This is a genomic window from Litchfieldella xinjiangensis, assembly GCF_000759345.1.
Classification (GTDB): Bacteria; Pseudomonadota; Gammaproteobacteria; order Pseudomonadales; family Halomonadaceae; genus Litchfieldella_A; species Litchfieldella_A xinjiangensis.
Genome location: NZ_JPZL01000004.1, coordinates 445,243 through 460,723, shown reverse-complemented (window position 1 = coordinate 460,723; position 15,481 = coordinate 445,243). Strand labels below are relative to the sequence as shown.

10 protein-coding genes are annotated in these 15,481 nt (G+C 61.6%); 8 read left to right on the top strand and 2 right to left on the bottom strand.

Annotated elements, in window-relative coordinates; translation table 11 throughout:
- The first annotated feature begins 273 nt into the window (after positions 1-273).
- Positions 274-2,271, top strand: coding sequence for a putative bifunctional diguanylate cyclase/phosphodiesterase (locus tag JH15_RS16825; RefSeq protein WP_231566464.1), 1,998 nt, complete (start codon positions 274-276; stop codon positions 2,269-2,271).
- A 118-nt stretch (positions 2,272-2,389) separates the two neighbouring features.
- Positions 2,390-3,661 carry an MATE family efflux transporter gene (locus JH15_RS16820; RefSeq protein ID WP_231566463.1) on the top strand — a complete coding sequence of 424 codons (1,272 nt, stop codon included), beginning with the start codon at positions 2,390-2,392 and terminating at the stop codon, positions 3,659-3,661.
- 91 nt (positions 3,662-3,752) lie between these two features.
- On the opposite strand, the gene JH15_RS16815 is transcribed toward JH15_RS16820, so the two are convergent.
- Together JH15_RS16815 and JH15_RS16810 are read right to left on the bottom strand one after the other, a co-directional pair.
- Entirely contained in the window at positions 3,753-4,940 is a 1,188-nt protein-coding gene (locus JH15_RS16815) for an amino acid aminotransferase (RefSeq protein WP_043532413.1), read from the bottom strand.
- Position 4,941: 1 nt separating this feature from the next.
- Positions 4,942-5,280: a 4a-hydroxytetrahydrobiopterin dehydratase gene (locus tag JH15_RS16810; protein ID WP_043532411.1), complete on the bottom strand. Its 339-nt coding sequence runs from the start codon at positions 5,278-5,280 to the stop codon at positions 4,942-4,944.
- Positions 5,281-5,413: 133 nt separating this feature from the next.
- On the opposite strand from JH15_RS16810, the gene JH15_RS16805 reads away from it, so the two are divergent.
- The 6 genes from JH15_RS16805 to JH15_RS16780 all read left to right on the top strand — a co-directional run bounded on the left by JH15_RS16805 (position 5,414) and on the right by JH15_RS16780 (position 15,431).
- Complete coding sequence (locus JH15_RS16805; protein WP_043532409.1) at positions 5,414-5,983, top strand: endonuclease dU; 570 nt, start codon at positions 5,414-5,416, stop codon at positions 5,981-5,983.
- Between the two features lie 128 nt (positions 5,984-6,111).
- Positions 6,112-7,722: a BCCT family transporter gene (locus JH15_RS16800; protein ID WP_043532407.1), complete on the top strand. Its 1,611-nt coding sequence runs from the start codon at positions 6,112-6,114 to the stop codon at positions 7,720-7,722.
- 71 nt (positions 7,723-7,793) lie between these two features.
- Complete coding sequence (locus tag JH15_RS16795; protein ID WP_043532404.1) at positions 7,794-9,209, top strand: hypothetical protein; 1,416 nt, start codon at positions 7,794-7,796, stop codon at positions 9,207-9,209.
- Positions 9,206-10,120, top strand: coding sequence for a hypothetical protein (locus JH15_RS16790; RefSeq protein ID WP_231566462.1), 915 nt, complete (start codon positions 9,206-9,208; stop codon positions 10,118-10,120). The genes JH15_RS16795 and JH15_RS16790 overlap by 4 nt, the downstream gene beginning before the upstream one ends.
- A complete protein-coding gene (locus tag JH15_RS16785; protein WP_043532402.1) occupies positions 10,117-15,033 on the top strand; it encodes a coiled-coil domain-containing protein in 4,917 nt (1,638 codons plus the stop codon). Before JH15_RS16790 ends, JH15_RS16785 begins: the two co-directional genes overlap by 4 nt.
- Positions 15,030-15,431, top strand: coding sequence for a group II truncated hemoglobin (locus tag JH15_RS16780; protein ID WP_156105355.1), 402 nt, complete (start codon positions 15,030-15,032; stop codon positions 15,429-15,431). Before JH15_RS16785 ends, JH15_RS16780 begins: the two co-directional genes overlap by 4 nt.
- The last annotated feature ends 50 nt before the right edge of the window (positions 15,432-15,481 follow it).

Sequence of the window (15,481 nt, the reverse complement as noted above, 5' to 3'; positions counted from 1 at the left end):
TGCTTTCCTCTCGGTCTCTCGCCACAGACGCTCTGTAGCGGGGTTGCGATGTGCAACACAGGCCACAATGAAAAGCAATGAAAACCAATGTCAATAAATGTATAGTCAGGATGATTGGTTTCAGTCCGTTACCGTCTATGCTCTATACGTACGCCATGCTTGCAACATCAAGCAATTGATAAGATTCGTGAACGAGTCTCAACCTGGTCGGGCTCCGATCCCCTGATCAGAGCCAGTCTGGGTCTAACGAGACCGAGGGTAATGACGTCGTGCATGATCGCCAATAAGCCAGGACTCATGAAGAAGAAGCCGACGGTAGGGGAGACACAGGAAAGCGCCTGGGCTTGGCTCAAGCGCGAGCGACATGCGCTCAAGGGCGCGGCGGTCGCTGCGGGAATAATGGCCCTGTTGGTTGTGTGGTTTCTACTCAGCGTGCCCTCGCTTCTGGCTGTGGCACCGGCCGTGGGCATGCTGGCAAGCGCGTTTCTCGTATGGCAACAGTGGCAATCACAAACGGGCAGGGCTTCGCCTGCGTCAGGTGAGTTGCAGGTAGCGCAGCGCCGTCTCAGCGACAGCGAACAGCGCTTTCGTGCATTGCTCGAGAGCCTGCCCAAAGTGGCCGTCCAAGGCTATGATCGACACCGTCGGGTCATCTACTGGAACGAGGCCAGCACGCAACTTTATGGCTATACCCCGTGCGAAGCCCAGGGGCGAGCTCTCGAAGACTTGATCATTCCCGAGCCAATGCGTGAAGAAGTGATTGCCGCCCATCGTCTCTGGATGACCCACGGCACTGAGATTCCTGCCGCGGAGCTGGAGCTTAGGCATAAATCCGGTGCCCCGGTGGCGGTATTCTCTCATCACGTCATGCTTGGCGAGCAGACCCAGGACCCGCTGATGTTCTGTGTCGATGTCGACCTGTCGGTACAGAAACAGGCCCGGCGTGACCTTGAGTTCCTTACCCGCTTCGATAGCTTGACCCACTTGCCCAACCGGCAGACCTTCGAGAGCGAGCTCAATGCATTCACCGAGCGCTGCCATGCCATGGGTGATTACGTCGCGGTATTTGTTATCGATCTCGACCGCTTCGCCGAGATAAACGATGCGCAAGGCTACGAGCATGGGGATGCGTTGCTGTTTCAGGTCGCCAAACGTCTGCGGCGCTGTCAGCGCAGCTCCGACCTGCTGTCACGCTTCGGCAGTGACGAGTTCGCAATGGCGTTCCCCCATCTCAAGCACAGCGGTGATGCGTTGCGGCTGGTCGAGAAGGTGCTCGATGTCTTTTCAGAGCCCTTTATCCTGACGAACCGTGAAATACACGTGTCGGCGAGTATCGGTATCAGCTTGTTTCCCGACAACGGCACCACGGCACGCGAGCTGATCCATAATGCCGACGTTGCCAAGAACCGCGCCAAGCTCTCCGGCAGCAATCGTTATGGGTTCTTCCAGAAAGAAGTTCATGACGAGCTGGTTCGCCAACACCATATGGTGGAACGGTTACGACACGCCCTGCGGCGCGGCGAGCTGGCCTTGCATTATCAGCCTCAAGTGGCAGCGCGAAGTGGTCGGATCGAGAATCTGGAGGCGTTGCTCAGGTGGTTTCCGCAAGAAGGCGGTACGGTGTCTCCCGCCGAGTTCATCCCCGTGGCGGAGCGCTCTAGCCTGATCCATCGCATCGGCGAATGGGTCATTCGTGAAGCGTGTCGTCAGCAGGCCGAGTGGAAGCGGGTGGGGCTCGGAGATCATCGCATCGACATCAATCTGTCGGGCAAGCAGGTGAGCCAACTCGATGTGTTCGACCACCTCGAGGCTTGCATGCAGGAATTTGGCCTCTCTCCTCGCGATATCGGTATCGAACTGACCGAGAACGTCCTCATTCAATCCGATGATCGTGTCCTCGATGTGCTGCGCCGTCTGCATCACCGGGGCATGAAAATCGCCATCGATGACTTCGGCACGGGCTACTCTTCCTTGAGCTACCTGAAGCTGTTTCCGGTCACGGCACTCAAGATCGATCGCAGTTTCGTCCGTGACGCACCGAGCGATCTGAGTGACCGGGCCATCATGGCGGCCACCGTCTTCATCGGGCACCGCCTGGGACTGGAAGTCGTTGCCGAAGGTGTCGAAAATGAGGAGCAACTCGAGCTGGTTCAGGAGTTGGGCTGCGATCTGGTTCAAGGGTTCTACCATTACAAGCCCATGAGTGCTGCGGATATCCAGCGGATGCTGGCAGTCAGGTTGTTGGTCGTGCCACGTATCATTCGAGACTAGCCGAGCGACTGCGTACAATGAGGGCTTTACGCCTTTAGGAGCGCATGTGTCGCCTTCTCCGTCTGCGGTTTCCTCTTCTCCCTCAATGAAACGACAGTTATGGCGCCAGACCTGGCCCATGGCGATTGGTGTACTCTCGCTTCTCGGCTTCCAACTCGTCGACAGCGCTTTCATCTCGAGGCTGGGCACCGCGCCTCTCGCGGCCCAATCGTTCACCTTCCCATTGTCGTTCTTGATCATCGGTGTCCAGGTGGGCCTGGGGATCGCCATTGCGGCATTGATATCCCGGACTCTGGGAGCCGGCGACGTGCAGCGCGCACGCCGACAGGGCAGCTTGGCCTTGATGAGCGCAGGGGGTGTAACCGCGCTACTCGTGTTGGGGCTTTGGGTGACCCATCGGCCCTTGTTCCTTCTGTTGGGAGCGGACCCTGACAACCTCGCATTGATTCGCGGCTATTGGGCGCCGCAACTGCTTGCTTCCTGGCTGGGGGCCGCGTTGTATTTCGGCTATAGCCTGTTTCGTGCGCATGGCGACACGCGCTTGCCTGGCAAGCTGATGGTCGTGACCAGCCTCATCAACCTCGCGATAGACCCGATTTTGATCTTCGGCGTAGGGGAATGGCCGGGGTTGGGGTTGCCCGGTGCAGCCTGGGCGACCGTGGTGGCATTCGGCTCGGGGCTGGTAATGATCGCGGCGCGCCTGAAGGGGACCGGTTGGCTTTCCCGCCAGGGGCTGGGGCACGAAGTGCGGCAGTCGGGCCCCACCTTCATCGGTATTGCCGGCCCCGCCATGGTAGGTCAGCTTATGCCGCCCCTCTCGGCCATGCTGGCGATCAGTATCGTGGCCACGCTGGGGGAGAGCGCAGTCGCAGCCTGGGGGCTGGCCAGCCGCCTGGAAACCGTGAGCCTGATGGTCGTTCTCGCACTGACGATGTCGCTTCCCCCATGGCTGGGCCGCTGCTATGGCGCCAATGACTGGGCTCAAATCCAGCGTCTCATGCGCCTGGCGGCGCGGGTCGTTCTCCTGTGGCAAGGCATGCTGGGCATCGTGCTGGCACTATTGGCTCCTTGGGTCGCAGTGATGCTGTCAGGTACGCCCGAGGTGCGTGAAGAACTGACCCTATTGATACGTTTCATGCTGCCCAGCTACGCCCTGCTGGGACTTTGCATGGTGGTGGTTTCTGCCGGCAATGCCTTGGGCAGGCCTTTTGGCTCGATGCTGCTGTCCGCGGCCCGATTGTTTGTCTGTTATCTGCCTTGCTTGTGGCTGGGCGCCCAGCTTTGGGGTGTCTGGGGCGTGGGTGTGGGTGCCGCGGTGGGGAATATCATGGCGGGGCTGATAGCCTGGTTATGGTATCTGCGAAGCATGCGACCGACGGGGCAAAAGTGACACAAGGCCCAAAGTGACATAAGGCCCAAAGTTAAAACGCCCGGGAGCGTCAGGCTCCCGGGCGTTCATGGTGACTTCAGTAAACGTTGGATCAATTGACCGCAGCGATTGCCTTGGCCACGTAGGGCAGGTTCTCGCTAGCCAGCCCGGCCACATTGGCGCGCCCCGAGCGGACCATGTAGATGCCGAATTCTTCGCGGAGGCGATCGACCTGTTCGGGGCTCAGCCCCGTATAAGAGAACATGCCCCGCTGCTCGGCGATGAAGGCATATTTCTCGTCGAGCTCAAAAGGCTTGAGCGCCTCGACGAAATCTCGACGCAGGCCGTTGATGCGATTGCGCATCTCGGTCAGTTCCTCGCGCCATTGCTTGGCCAACTCGGCGGATTCGAGAATCTCGGCGACAATGGCGCCGCCATGGGCGGGCGGGTTAGAATAGTTCTCGCGAGCCACGATCGCTATCTGGGAGCGTACGTTTTCCATCTGCTCGTTGTCGCCGGCGATGGCGATAAGCGCACCGGTACGTTCGCGATACAGGCCGAAGTTCTTTGAGCACGAACTGGTGATCAGGGCTTCATCGAGATTTTCAGCCAGCAGGCGTACGCCATAGGCGTCCTCATCGAGGCCATCGCCGAAGCCTTGATAGGCGAAGTCGATCAGCGGCAGGAGCTTGCGGTCCTTGACGACCTCGAGGACTTGCTGCCACTGATCGGCATTCAGATCGAAGCCCGAGGGGTTGTGGCAACAGGCATGCAGCAACACCACGTCGCCTTCGGGAATCTCCTTGAGGGCGGCGAGCATCCCCGGGAAATCCAGGCGGTTTTCGGCATCGACATAGGGGTATTTGCGCAGGGTGACACCGGCGGCTTCGAAGATACCCAGGTGATTCGGCCAGGTCGGGTCACTGACCCATATGCCTTTGCCAGGCAATTGGGTATGGATGAAATCGGCAGCTAGACGCAGGGCGCCGGTGCCGCCGGGGGATTGCGTCAGGCTGGCGCGTCCCGCGGCCAGGACCGGCGAATCCTCGCCCAGCACCATCGGTAGGACGACCTTGGCGTAACGGGGGTCGCCGTGCGAGCCGATGTAGCTCTTGGTGGTCTCGTTCTTGAGCAGCAGCGCCTCGGCTTCCTTGACCGCCCGCATGATCGGCGTGGTGCCCTCGGCATCACGGTACACACCGACCCCCAGGTCGACCTTGTTGGGGTTGGTATCCTTGTTGAAGGCCTCGATCAGCCCGAGAATGGCATCCCCGGGAACCCGCTGTATCTGCTCGAACATGTTACGTCGCTACCTCGTCGGTTCTAGCGGCCAGAATGAAATCGTTCTTGTGCAAGCCCTTGAGCTTGTGGGACCACCAGGTCACGGTGACCTTCCCCCATTCGGTGAGAAGGGCTGGATGGTGGCCCGCCGCCTCGGCGATGTCGCCAACACGGTTGGTAAACGCCAGGGCTTGCTTGAAGTCCTTGAACGTGAACGCACGCTCTACCTGCATGATGCCATCGCGTTCGACGATCTGCCACTCAGGCAGGTCGGCCATGTACGTCTGGATTTCGGCAGCCGTCGCACGGGGTGCGTTTTTGCTGCACGCCTCGCAGGATTGGCTTGAAAGCTCGCTCATATTGCCTGCTTGCCTTGCTTGGGTTTCTACCAGCCTAGCTTATGCAGGACGGCGCGACAGCTTGTACGCTAGTTGATGTTTCGCAAGAGAAGAGGGGCACCATGACGAGCGAGACAATGCGGCAGAGGGATCGATGACGCCACGCACCTTCTCTCATATCGTCGGCTTCGACGACTGCCCGTTTCCCCGAGCACACCGGGGGGATGTCCGGGTGATCGGCACGATCTTCGCTGGTGCGCGGATGGAGGGGGTCGTGTCCGGTAAAGTCCGTCGCGACGGCCGAAACAGCACCTCCGTGCTGACACGCCTGGTGCGCGGTTCCAAATTCGGTGCTCATGCCCAACTGGTGTTGCTGCAAGGTGTGGCACTGGCCGGCTTCAATGTGATTGACGTCCCGCAACTGTGCGGGGCGTTGGGAATTCCCGCCCTGGTAGTGGCCCGCCACGCGCCACGCCCCGAGGCGATGCGGCGCGCTCTGCTGGAGCGCATACCTGGGGGAGCGCGAAAATGGGCGTTGGTGGAACGTCTCGGACCGATGGAGCCCTTGGGCCATGTGCATGTCCAGCGGGTTGGCATCACGCGTGAAGAAGCCGCAAATGTAATAAGCGCCACCGCGATCAACGGTAACATTCCCGAGCCGCTGCGTGCGGCACACTTGATAGCTGGCGGCATAGGTCACGGAGAGAGTCGTGGACGAACCTGATGCCTGTCGTGACCGCTGCCTGCACTCGCAAGGAGGTCTGCCCCCTTAGGTTCTAGTTATTGCTTATTCCGCTCGACGCTTGGCTTATCTGCTTCTAGGTTAACCTTAGAAATATCAAGGAAATCTCAATGGAAAAGCTAGCGCGCAAACTAGGACTGCAAACCGACCCGACCATTTTTTTCGTATCGGCCGGCATCATGGTGATTTTCCTGGTGGCGCTATTGATAGCGCCCGGTCCGATCGGGGACGCCTTTGGTGCGGGAAGGGCCTGGATTGTCACCAACCTGGGCTGGTTTTTCATCTTCGGGGTCACCAGTTGGGTGGCGTTCCTGTTGTGGGTGGCCATCAGCCGTTTTGGTGCGATTCGTTTGGGTGGCAATGACGCCAAGCCTGACTACGGCAATTTGTCCTGGTTCACCATGCTGTTTGCCGGGGGCATCGGTACAGTGCTGATGTTCTGGGGCGTGGCCGAGCCCATATCTCACTTTGCCAATCCGCCGCGCCCGGATGTCGAACCATTCACGGTGGAAGCCGCCGACGATGCGATGGGTTTCGCGATCTATCATCTGGGATTGCATACCTGGGCGATCTTCACGCTGCCGGGACTGGCGTTCGCGTATTTCATTTATCGTTATGATCTGCCGATGCGTTTCAGTTCGGTCTTCTACTCGCTGATCGGTGACCGGATCTATGGGCCCCTCGGCAAGGCGCTCGATGTCTTCGCCATTCTCGGTACCTTGTTCGGCGTTGCGGTCTCGATCGGTTTGGGCACCCAGCAGATCAATGCCGGCCTTACGGAATTGTTCGGCATTCCGAATGCCGTGATGCCCAAGGTCATCATCATAGCCATCCTGACCACCGTGGCGGTGTGTTCGATCGTGGCCGGCCTGGACAAAGGCATCAAGATACTTTCCAACATCAATATCGGCATGGCTGTCGGATTGATGCTGTTTATCCTTTTCACGGGATCGACCGTGTTTCTCCTGCGTTCCATGATCGAGACCTTCGGTATCTATATTTCCAACATCGTCCCCATGGCGTTCTGGAACGATGCGCTGGCTGAATATGCGCAAGACGAGGGTGGTTGGGGCTGGCAGGGTGGCTGGACCGTTTTCTATTGGGCGTGGACGGTCACCTGGTCGCCGTTCATCGGCATTTTCGTGGCCCGCATCTCACGTGGGAGGACCATCCGAGAGTTCGTGCTCGGCGTGCTGTTCGCACCGTCCACCTTCACCCTGGTGTGGTTCGCGGTCTTTGGCTGGTCGGCCATGCAGATCGACGGCATCGGCGAAGAGGCTCGGGCCGCCCTTGGGGAGCAAGCTGGAGTACTGTCCGCGGCGGTGGAAGAGAGTATTCCGCTGGCGATGTTCGCGTTCTTTGAGAACTTCCCTGGCACCACGCTGATACAAGGGCTGGCGGTGGTCATCGTGGCCATCTTCTTTGCGACCTCGTCGGATTCGGCCTCGCTGGTCGTCGACATGCTGTGTACCGGAACCCCCGAACCGGGGCCTTGGCATCAGCGGGTATTCTGGGGCGTGTCCGAGGGGGTGCTGGCCGCCATGCTTATCGTGCTTGCGGGCGAGGCGGGACTGACCGCCTTGCAGCAGGTCATCACTGTCGTCGGTCTACCGATGTTCATTCTGGTCTTCGGGATGATGTTCGCCCTGGTACGCGGCTTGTTGACCGAAAACCTCAGTGAAGTGAAGGTGGGCAAACCCCCGCGGGTGGATGAGCTTTAAGCCAAGCCCTGGCTATGCCCCATGGCGTCTCCCTTGGCATAATGGCGGTTTTTCGCCCTCGGGGATGATCCATGACCGCCTGGAGCAAGCTTCTTGTCGCCACCACGCGGCTAATCGATCTGCATGACAGCGCTCATGAGCCGGGTTCGGCCTTCGTTCAGGTCAGCCAGGAGCAGCGCCGTGGCCTGCGCGATGGCTACTGGCTCGACGTGGGCTGCCTGTTGCTCGACTACTTGCTCGACGTCGACTTTGCCACCAACAGCGCTTTTGTCTCCCAGACACGTTGCCTGGCACACCTGCGGGATTTCTATCCCCACTTACCCGCTGACGATCTCAGCTTCGTCGTCAACCTGCTCGCGACGCCGAGCGAACTCAATTATCGGGATGCGACCGATAACGAGCGGGGACGGCTCAGTACCAAGCGAACGGCATTGATTGAAAAGCAGGGACAGACCGGCCAGGTGCGCCTCACCCCGAGTGGGCGCCAGGCGGTCACCCTGGCCAGCCAGGTCGAGGATCTGCTGTATTCCGAATATGATGCCGCCAAGGTACTGGCCGCCCTGGCACGGGGAGACTTTGCGCGCATTCCGGATATCACCAATCAGATCCTGATGGCGATTCGTGCGCTGACCCAGGAACTGCGCCGCATCCGCGAGAACCCCACTCGAGAAGGCAAGCTGAGCGCCTTTCTCGATAACGAGCGCCATTATCACAATGCGCTATCTACGATCCAGAGTACCCTGCTCAGTGCCCGCACCCAGCTGGCCACTCCCGAGACGCTGTCACGCTTCGAGACATGGGCAGACGCTCATTCGGATGAAGGGTGGGACCTGCGCATGCTGTCGAGTGCCATCGGGCGCGTCCTGACGGCCATCGAGAACCTTTCGCGGCGACTCTCCGAGTTGCTCTCGGATATTGCCGAAGGTCGTATCCAGTCGATGGGAGTGATCGATTTCGCCGACCTGTCTCGGCAATTGCTGAGTACTCCCCTCCAGGCGCCGCTGCGCGATGCCCTGGTCGGACGCATGATGCCGTTTGCGCTGGCTGTTGCGGTGCCGCGTGTCGACACACTGATTCCCTTCGTCGAGACCCGGCGTGCCGAGAAGAGCGCCACGGCGCTGGTGTTCGACGAACAGTCCGATGCCAGGCCGGAAGATCCGTTGCTGGCACGGTTTCTCGAGGCCCGGGGCCCGGCATTGCGCGAGCGCCTCGAGGCCGCACCGTTATCGCTGCCGGACGCGCTCAGTGAAGGTTGGCATCGCTTCGAGGATGACGATTGCCTGGCGCAACTGCTCAATACCTTCGTGGATACCCAATTGCTCGATGCGCGTCTGACGGTGGGAATCGAAGCCCAGCCCTTCGTGATCACACTCGATGACGGCCGGCGTATCGAAGGCGCCACGACCCCCATGTTGGGCTTTTTCTCTCATTCCGCTTCTCCCTCAGCCGTGACTGAACCCATGGCCACGCAGGACAGTGATTCATGAACATGACCGAAATGGGCGAGGTGGTCGCCTACCTGCTGCGGTACCGCACCGCCGAACGCCAGCCCAGCGGGGGGCGTAAACGTCGCGCGGCCCGTGAAGGCCAACTTTCCGAGCGCGACGTATGTGCACTGATCGATGATGCGCTCGATACCGAACGCGAGGCACTGCGCGACTTTCTCGGCGGGCAGGGGATGCGCCTGCGCGTCTTCGAGCCTGGCGACTATCCGGGCATCGCTCCCGGTTCACGACTCTACGCACTGATGCCCGACCCGGAGCTGGAACAGCCCCCGCTCTATACTCGGGATCCGATCTTCGATGCGCTGCGCTTGCGTCAGGAGAGCCGTGCCGAGCTGGCCCAGTGGTACCTGCAGCTCTGGTTATTGCTTCATACCTTGCTCTATACCCGGCTCAACCGGGCGCTTTCCGACGTCAGCCGCTACCAGGAAGCGACTTTCGCCACCAGCGAACTCAGCGAACTCCTGCGTGAACAGCTCGAAAGCCTGCGTGCCCTGGGCGACACCGCCCCCGACGCCAGCCGGGTACTGCTCGACGAGCGAGGTGAAGACATCAGCCGGCGCGTCAAGGCATTCATCGAACTTCAGGTGCGCGCGGGTCATCTCGAGGCCGTACGCGAAACGAGCGACGAGGAGGCCGGCGATGTCTGGCAGCAGAGCCTGCTTGGTGCACTGGAAGCCGAACAGGTGGGGGTGCACCATCTTTCGCACCTGGTCGAGCTGATGTCCGGCCAAGTGCGCGACGACATCCCATTGCGAGACGAGCCAGTAATGAACGGGGCGGTTGACGACCCCGTCGTTCAGGATGAGGCGGAGCGTGCCGATGAGCCGCTTGACGAGACCGATCTGTTCGATCAGCAAGACCTGCAAGAAGACGCGACCGGAGACCGTGCATGAGCGTCATCAATCGCATTGAAGTGGCCAATCTGCTCAACAAGCATGGGGACATCGCCTCGCCCTGGGACGCCAAGATGCGTCATGTCCTGCTCGATCTGCGTGGCCAATCGAGCGCCATCAGCATGGAAAATGGCTTCGGCAAGACCACCCTGGCCGAAGCTTTGATCGGCTTGCTCTCCCGCGACCGTTCCTTGCTTTCGCGTACCCGGCGCAAGTGCTCGCCTTCAAGCGTAGGCGGGCAGGGCCGCAGCTGGTCGCATCTTAGAGTCGAGTTTCGTGCCGGTGACGGCGGCGGACAATCCGACATGCTGGCCGCAGCGGGCGAGGAAGTCGCTGGGGAAACCTTCGTCTTCGGCATGTACGGCTACAGCGATGGTAGCGGTCTCGCCTTTTATCACTATGCCGGACGGCTCGACGATGTCCCGGTGCACCACCTCACACGTGATGGCAAGCTGGCGCTCTTTGCCAACGCCGATGTCCAGGCGGCGATGCGGCAACATGGGGTGACGCGCAGCGCCAACCGTGAAGAGTGGCTGGATGCGGTGGGTGCCCATATCTCGCGGCGTGAGCTGGCCCAGTTGGCTGCCTTCCAGAAGGAGGGCGGGGCCGACAAGAGCCAGATATTCAATGCGATCAAGCCGCGCGCCGGTGAAAAGGCCGACCAGGCCTTCTTCTTCGAGGTATTGGCACCGCAGATTCTCTCCGGGGCCACTCGCGGCGAGACCGATGAAGGCGAAGAGCTGATCGAGGACGTGATCCTCAACTCGGGTACCAAGGTCACCGAATTGCGTCATCGCCTGAACGAGGCCGAAACCGACCAGCAGCGCGCCCAACGTAAGGTCGAGCTGCTCGAAGAGCTCAACAGCCAAGGTGAAGGACTGCTCGAGTCACGCCTGCAATTGATCGAGCTCGATGCCGGGCTCACCGCCAGCGAGCGCTTGCTTGGCGGCCAGGCGATCAGTGGCCTGCCCGGGCTACCCAGGCCGCCAGCGACTCTGGGCGAGGTACGCGAGGAAGAGTTCATCGCCGGTTTCGCCTGGGGGGCGGGAGATACTGCGCGTCCCCGGGTATCCACTTGGCTGCTGGCCAAGCTATCTGGCCAGAGCGAACGTAGCGTACGACAGGCGCTGTCCGAGCGTGGGGCCCGCGTCGATGCACACCGTCGGCTCATCCATCTGGCAGAGGCACGCTGGCCTATGGCGAAAGACGTCGGCCATGTCAGTTTCAGTGCCGCGCGCGAGTGGCTGGCGGATAGCCACGCCTTCAATGACGATTCGGCGCGCTACCGGGCGCTTTCGCGACTGGACGAGGCGGCGGATGACTTCGAGGCACTCGATGGCAACCGGTTCCGCGAGGAGGTGATCGCCGACCGCGAATTCCAGAAGGAACTCAAGGGCGACATCCAGCGACTCGGCAACGCCTGGGAGCAGCTCGATCATCAGCGCGAGCAGCTCGAATCGCGTCAGCGCGAGTTCGTCGACAACCAGAGCTTCTATACCCAGGCCTTGGCCGAAGGGTTATTCAGCGAGACCGAGCTAGAAGCGCCTGAAACCACGGCCGATGCCGCTCGGAACGCCGCCGAGCGGGCCCGGGCTGCATTGGCCGAGCATATCGGGCGTGTCGGTGAGCTCAAGCAGGTGGCACGTTGGCATGAGGAGTTCATCCATGTGCACCCCGACAGCACGCCCGAAGCCGTACTGGCGCTGAAGCTCGAGCAGCACGAGACGTTCAGCCTCGAGCGCGAGTCGATGGCGGCCCAGCACGATGAGGCTTTGGCCCAGCGTGAGAGTGCGCGGGATGAGCGTGAGCGACTGCGCGGCGAGCGCCAGCGTCTCGAGGGGGAGCAGGGACCGCTCAAGCAGGGGCAAGAGGCATGGCACGCCTTTGTGGCGGCCTGGCCTAACGAAGCCATCCATGGATTATGGTCTCGCAAGCAGGCCGAACTCGCTTCGCTCAAACAGCACGTACAGCGTGAGCGTCAGCGTCATGACGAGGCTGTCACCCAACGCGCTCGCCTGACACCGCTGGCCGAGGCGGCGCGTGACTTTTCACGCCTGCACGGTGATGACGACCCAGTGCATCTGCGCGACCGACTGCACGCCCAAAAACGCGAACTCGACGATGAAGAGCATCGTCTGGTTCAGGAAGAGCGTCGCCTGCGTGAGCTGCATCAGGCGCTCCTCAACTTTCAGGACCTCACGGAGCAGGCGCCTGATAGCTGGCTCAAGGATGCCAAGGGGCGTTATCCGCGATTGTTGAGAGAAGCGGAAGGCCTGGACGAGCACATCGATGCCCGCGAGCGTTACCTGGAGAGTCTCGCTGGCGATCCGCTGGCGCGCCAGGTTGCCGAAGCCGAGGCGCACGCCTTGCTCGACGAGGCGGCAATTGATTTCGTCCCCCTGCATGTAGCGCTGAGCGGTGCTGATGGCGCCGAGGATAAACGACGGGAGTGGCTATCCCAGGCCGCCGGCCAGCTTTTCGCGCCGGTCGTCGAGGGCGAAGCCAGTGCCCGGGACGCCGCCGAGCGGTTGATCGAGCGCGGGCTGGGCGTACCGGTCATCGAAGCGGGCCGTTTGGCCCAGAGCCTGGCGAATGGGCATTCTCCTCTGGGGGCCGTGCAGGGTGTCGAGACCCTGGCGGTGAAGGCGGCGCTCGATCCCCAATTCCTGCACGCGCTGCGCGAGGAGACCCAGAATCGCCTGGCGATCGACAGGACACGGCGGGGGGCATTGAACGAAGAACTCGCTCGGCTCGACCCGCACGGCGAGCGTTTTGCCCTGGCGCGGCGGGCACAGGAGGCCGTTGAAGAGAAAGTCGATGCTTCGCTCGAAGCCCTTGCCCTCAAGCTCGACGACCTGGCGAATCGTCGTGAACGCTTGGCCCCTCGAATGACCGAGGCCGCATTGGCCTGTATCGATGACTTTCAGCGCTATTTGCTTGAAGGCGGTGATCGTGCGCTCGAGGACGCGGCCGAGACGCTGGCTGACGCCGAGCTGCAACTCGCCGAGCTGACCCCGCAGGTGGCTCGCCTGGGGCATGACCTGGACGAGCACGGTGCGACCTGGCTGGCTGCAGAGAAGTTCGCCGATGCGGGTGGGGTCGAGCGATTGGCAACGCTGGCGTCGCGCCTGGAGGAATTGCAGGAACACGAGGCGCTCGTCGAGGCGCGTCTCGAGCAGGCCGGTGAGCGTGCCGAGACACTCAAGCATCAACGTGACACGCTTGAGGGGCAGCTTCGGACGCTATTTGCCGACGGCGAACGCGACCGGCTTCGAGCCCTGGCCACGTTCGAAGCCGAGGGCGGCGTCGCATTCATGGCGAACGCCGAGGTGACGAAAAGCGAACTCGAGCGTGGCGTTGCCACGACCGCGCGGCGAGCCGATTTCGACTTCGGCCGCATCCGAGCCTTTCTCGACGTGCGCGACGAGAGCGGGGGCAGCCAGAAGCTCGAACGCGAGGTCGCCAAGCTCAAGCGTGAGCTGACCGAAACGCGTGACATGGCCAAGACCAAGACCCAGGAACTGGAAGCGGTCGATGACCGGCTCGAAAAGAACCAACAGGCCATGCACTGGGTCGATCAGCTGGGCATCGAATGGTTGGAGGTGCTGCGCGAGCTCTCCAGTGGCTGGCGTGAGCGGCTCGACCATGTCGATGACCTGGCCTCGGTCAGCCGTTGGCCCGCCGAGGCGTTCGATGGCGATCAGGCCAATGCCGAGGCACTGGACGATGCCTTGTTGACCTGGCAACGCGTGGCCGGCGGCGTCGATGAGACCCGCGATGATATCGAGCTCACCTCGCTCGAGGCCTGTCAGCAGATGCTGCTCGAGGGGCTGGGACGGCTCAACCTGGGGGAACGCTCGCGCAATCGCGACCGTCAGGCACGGGATGTCGAGACCCGCGAGCAGCGACTCGGCGAGGCACTGCTCGAGGCCGGCGAAAGCCGTCTGTTCAATGGTACCGAGCGGGCACGGCTTACCGGGCTGGATGGCGTCAGCCCGACGGCACTCGAGGAGCTGCGTAGCCTGCATGGCCAACTTGCCGGCCAGCTTGGCGACCATCGTGAGCGCGTGGCCAAGCTGCACGCCTCGCGGGAACATATCGAGGGCACGCTGGTCGAGCGATTGGGCTCGATCATCGCCGATGCCGCAGGCAACCTGGACATTCTCAAGCGTGTGGCCAAGCGCAGTGGCGAAGGCGGGGCCTATTTCGAGGTCAAGGCATCGCTCATCAGCGATAACGATGTGCGCGAACTGATCCAGTTGCTGCTTGCCGACATCGATGAGCACATGCTGGCCCAGCGCCGTCGTCTACAGCAGGACGGGGCCAGCGCCAACGCCGCGACCGACGCGCGGCGGCGAGACGAGGAACTGAGCCGGCAGATTCGTCGGCGCATTTACCGGGGCCTGTTCCGTGATGTCTCGATTCGCCTCAAGCACGACGCTATCCGTCCCCATGGGCGGCTATTCTCGCTCAACGAAGACATGTCGGAAGGCCAGCGCGAAGCGGTCTCTCTGATGTGGCTGGTCAAGCTGTCGGAATTCGCCATCGAGCGCGAATTGCGCGAATTGCCTGGTAGCCACAAGCGTCGTGCGCGGGCGGGCCGGGAAAGCGTGATCCTGCTCGATGGCCTTTTCTCCAAGCTCTCGCATCGCCGTCTGATTCAGGACTCCCTGGAATCGCTGCGCAATACCCGTGGCCGCTTCCAGATGATCGGCTTGATCCACAACCCCAACTACGAGAACGATGCCTCGATCTTCCCCACCTACCTGGTTGGAAGCGTCATCGGTGGCGCCCAGGGGCAGGGCGGGCACGTCGTGGTACGCGATGGGCGAGCCGTCGACCCCGAGAGCCTCGGCCGCGGTGCGGGCGAGGCCAGCTTGTTCGGAATCCATGTCATGGAGCCTGAAACGTGACCCGGCTGAGAACCTTCGGGATCGGCGATAGCACTCTGCAGGCCGTGGGTGGCGAGGCGGCGGTGCGCGAATTGGTGGACCGCTTCTATGATGCGATGGAGCGGCTGCCCGAGGCTCGGGGCATCCGTGCGCTGCATCCCGATGACCTGAGCCTGTCGCGCGATAAGCTGACGACGTTTCTGGTCGGTTGGATGGGCGGGCCAAGCCGATATCGGGAACGCTTCGGGCCGATTGCGATTCCCGCCGCTCACCGCCACCTGCCGATCGGCCCCGAAGAAAGAGATGCCTGGCTTCTCTGCATGGCCACAGCCCTCGATGAAGTGGGCGCCGATCCTGAATTGCGAACCTATCTGCTGACCCAGTTGCGTCACCCCGCCGAGATGTGTCGTTCCCGCTGAGCGAGGGGCATGCTGTTGTTAGCCTGCTAAAACATCGTTAATATATTTAG

What these genes read in the sequence shown, in the direction of transcription:
- JH15_RS16805 (WP_043532409.1), top strand. Translation starts at nt 5,414, where the DNA reads ATGACGCCACGCACCTTCTCTCATATCGTCGGCTTCGACGACTGCCCG.
- JH15_RS16795 (WP_043532404.1), top strand. Translation starts at nt 7,794, where the DNA reads ATGACCGCCTGGAGCAAGCTTCTTGTCGCCACCACGCGGCTAATCGAT.
- JH15_RS16790 (WP_231566462.1), top strand. Translation starts at nt 9,206, where the DNA reads ATGAACATGACCGAAATGGGCGAGGTGGTCGCCTACCTGCTGCGGTAC.
- JH15_RS16825 (WP_231566464.1), top strand. Translation starts at nt 274, where the DNA reads ATGATCGCCAATAAGCCAGGACTCATGAAGAAGAAGCCGACGGTAGGG.
- JH15_RS16785 (WP_043532402.1), top strand. Translation starts at nt 10,117, where the DNA reads ATGAGCGTCATCAATCGCATTGAAGTGGCCAATCTGCTCAACAAGCAT.
- JH15_RS16810 (WP_043532411.1), bottom strand. Translation starts at nt 5,280, where the DNA reads ATGAGCGAGCTTTCAAGCCAATCCTGCGAGGCGTGCAGCAAAAACGCA.
- JH15_RS16815 (WP_043532413.1), bottom strand. Translation starts at nt 4,940, where the DNA reads ATGTTCGAGCAGATACAGCGGGTTCCCGGGGATGCCATTCTCGGGCTG.
- JH15_RS16820 (WP_231566463.1), top strand. Translation starts at nt 2,390, where the DNA reads ATGGCGATTGGTGTACTCTCGCTTCTCGGCTTCCAACTCGTCGACAGC.
- JH15_RS16800 (WP_043532407.1), top strand. Translation starts at nt 6,112, where the DNA reads ATGGAAAAGCTAGCGCGCAAACTAGGACTGCAAACCGACCCGACCATT.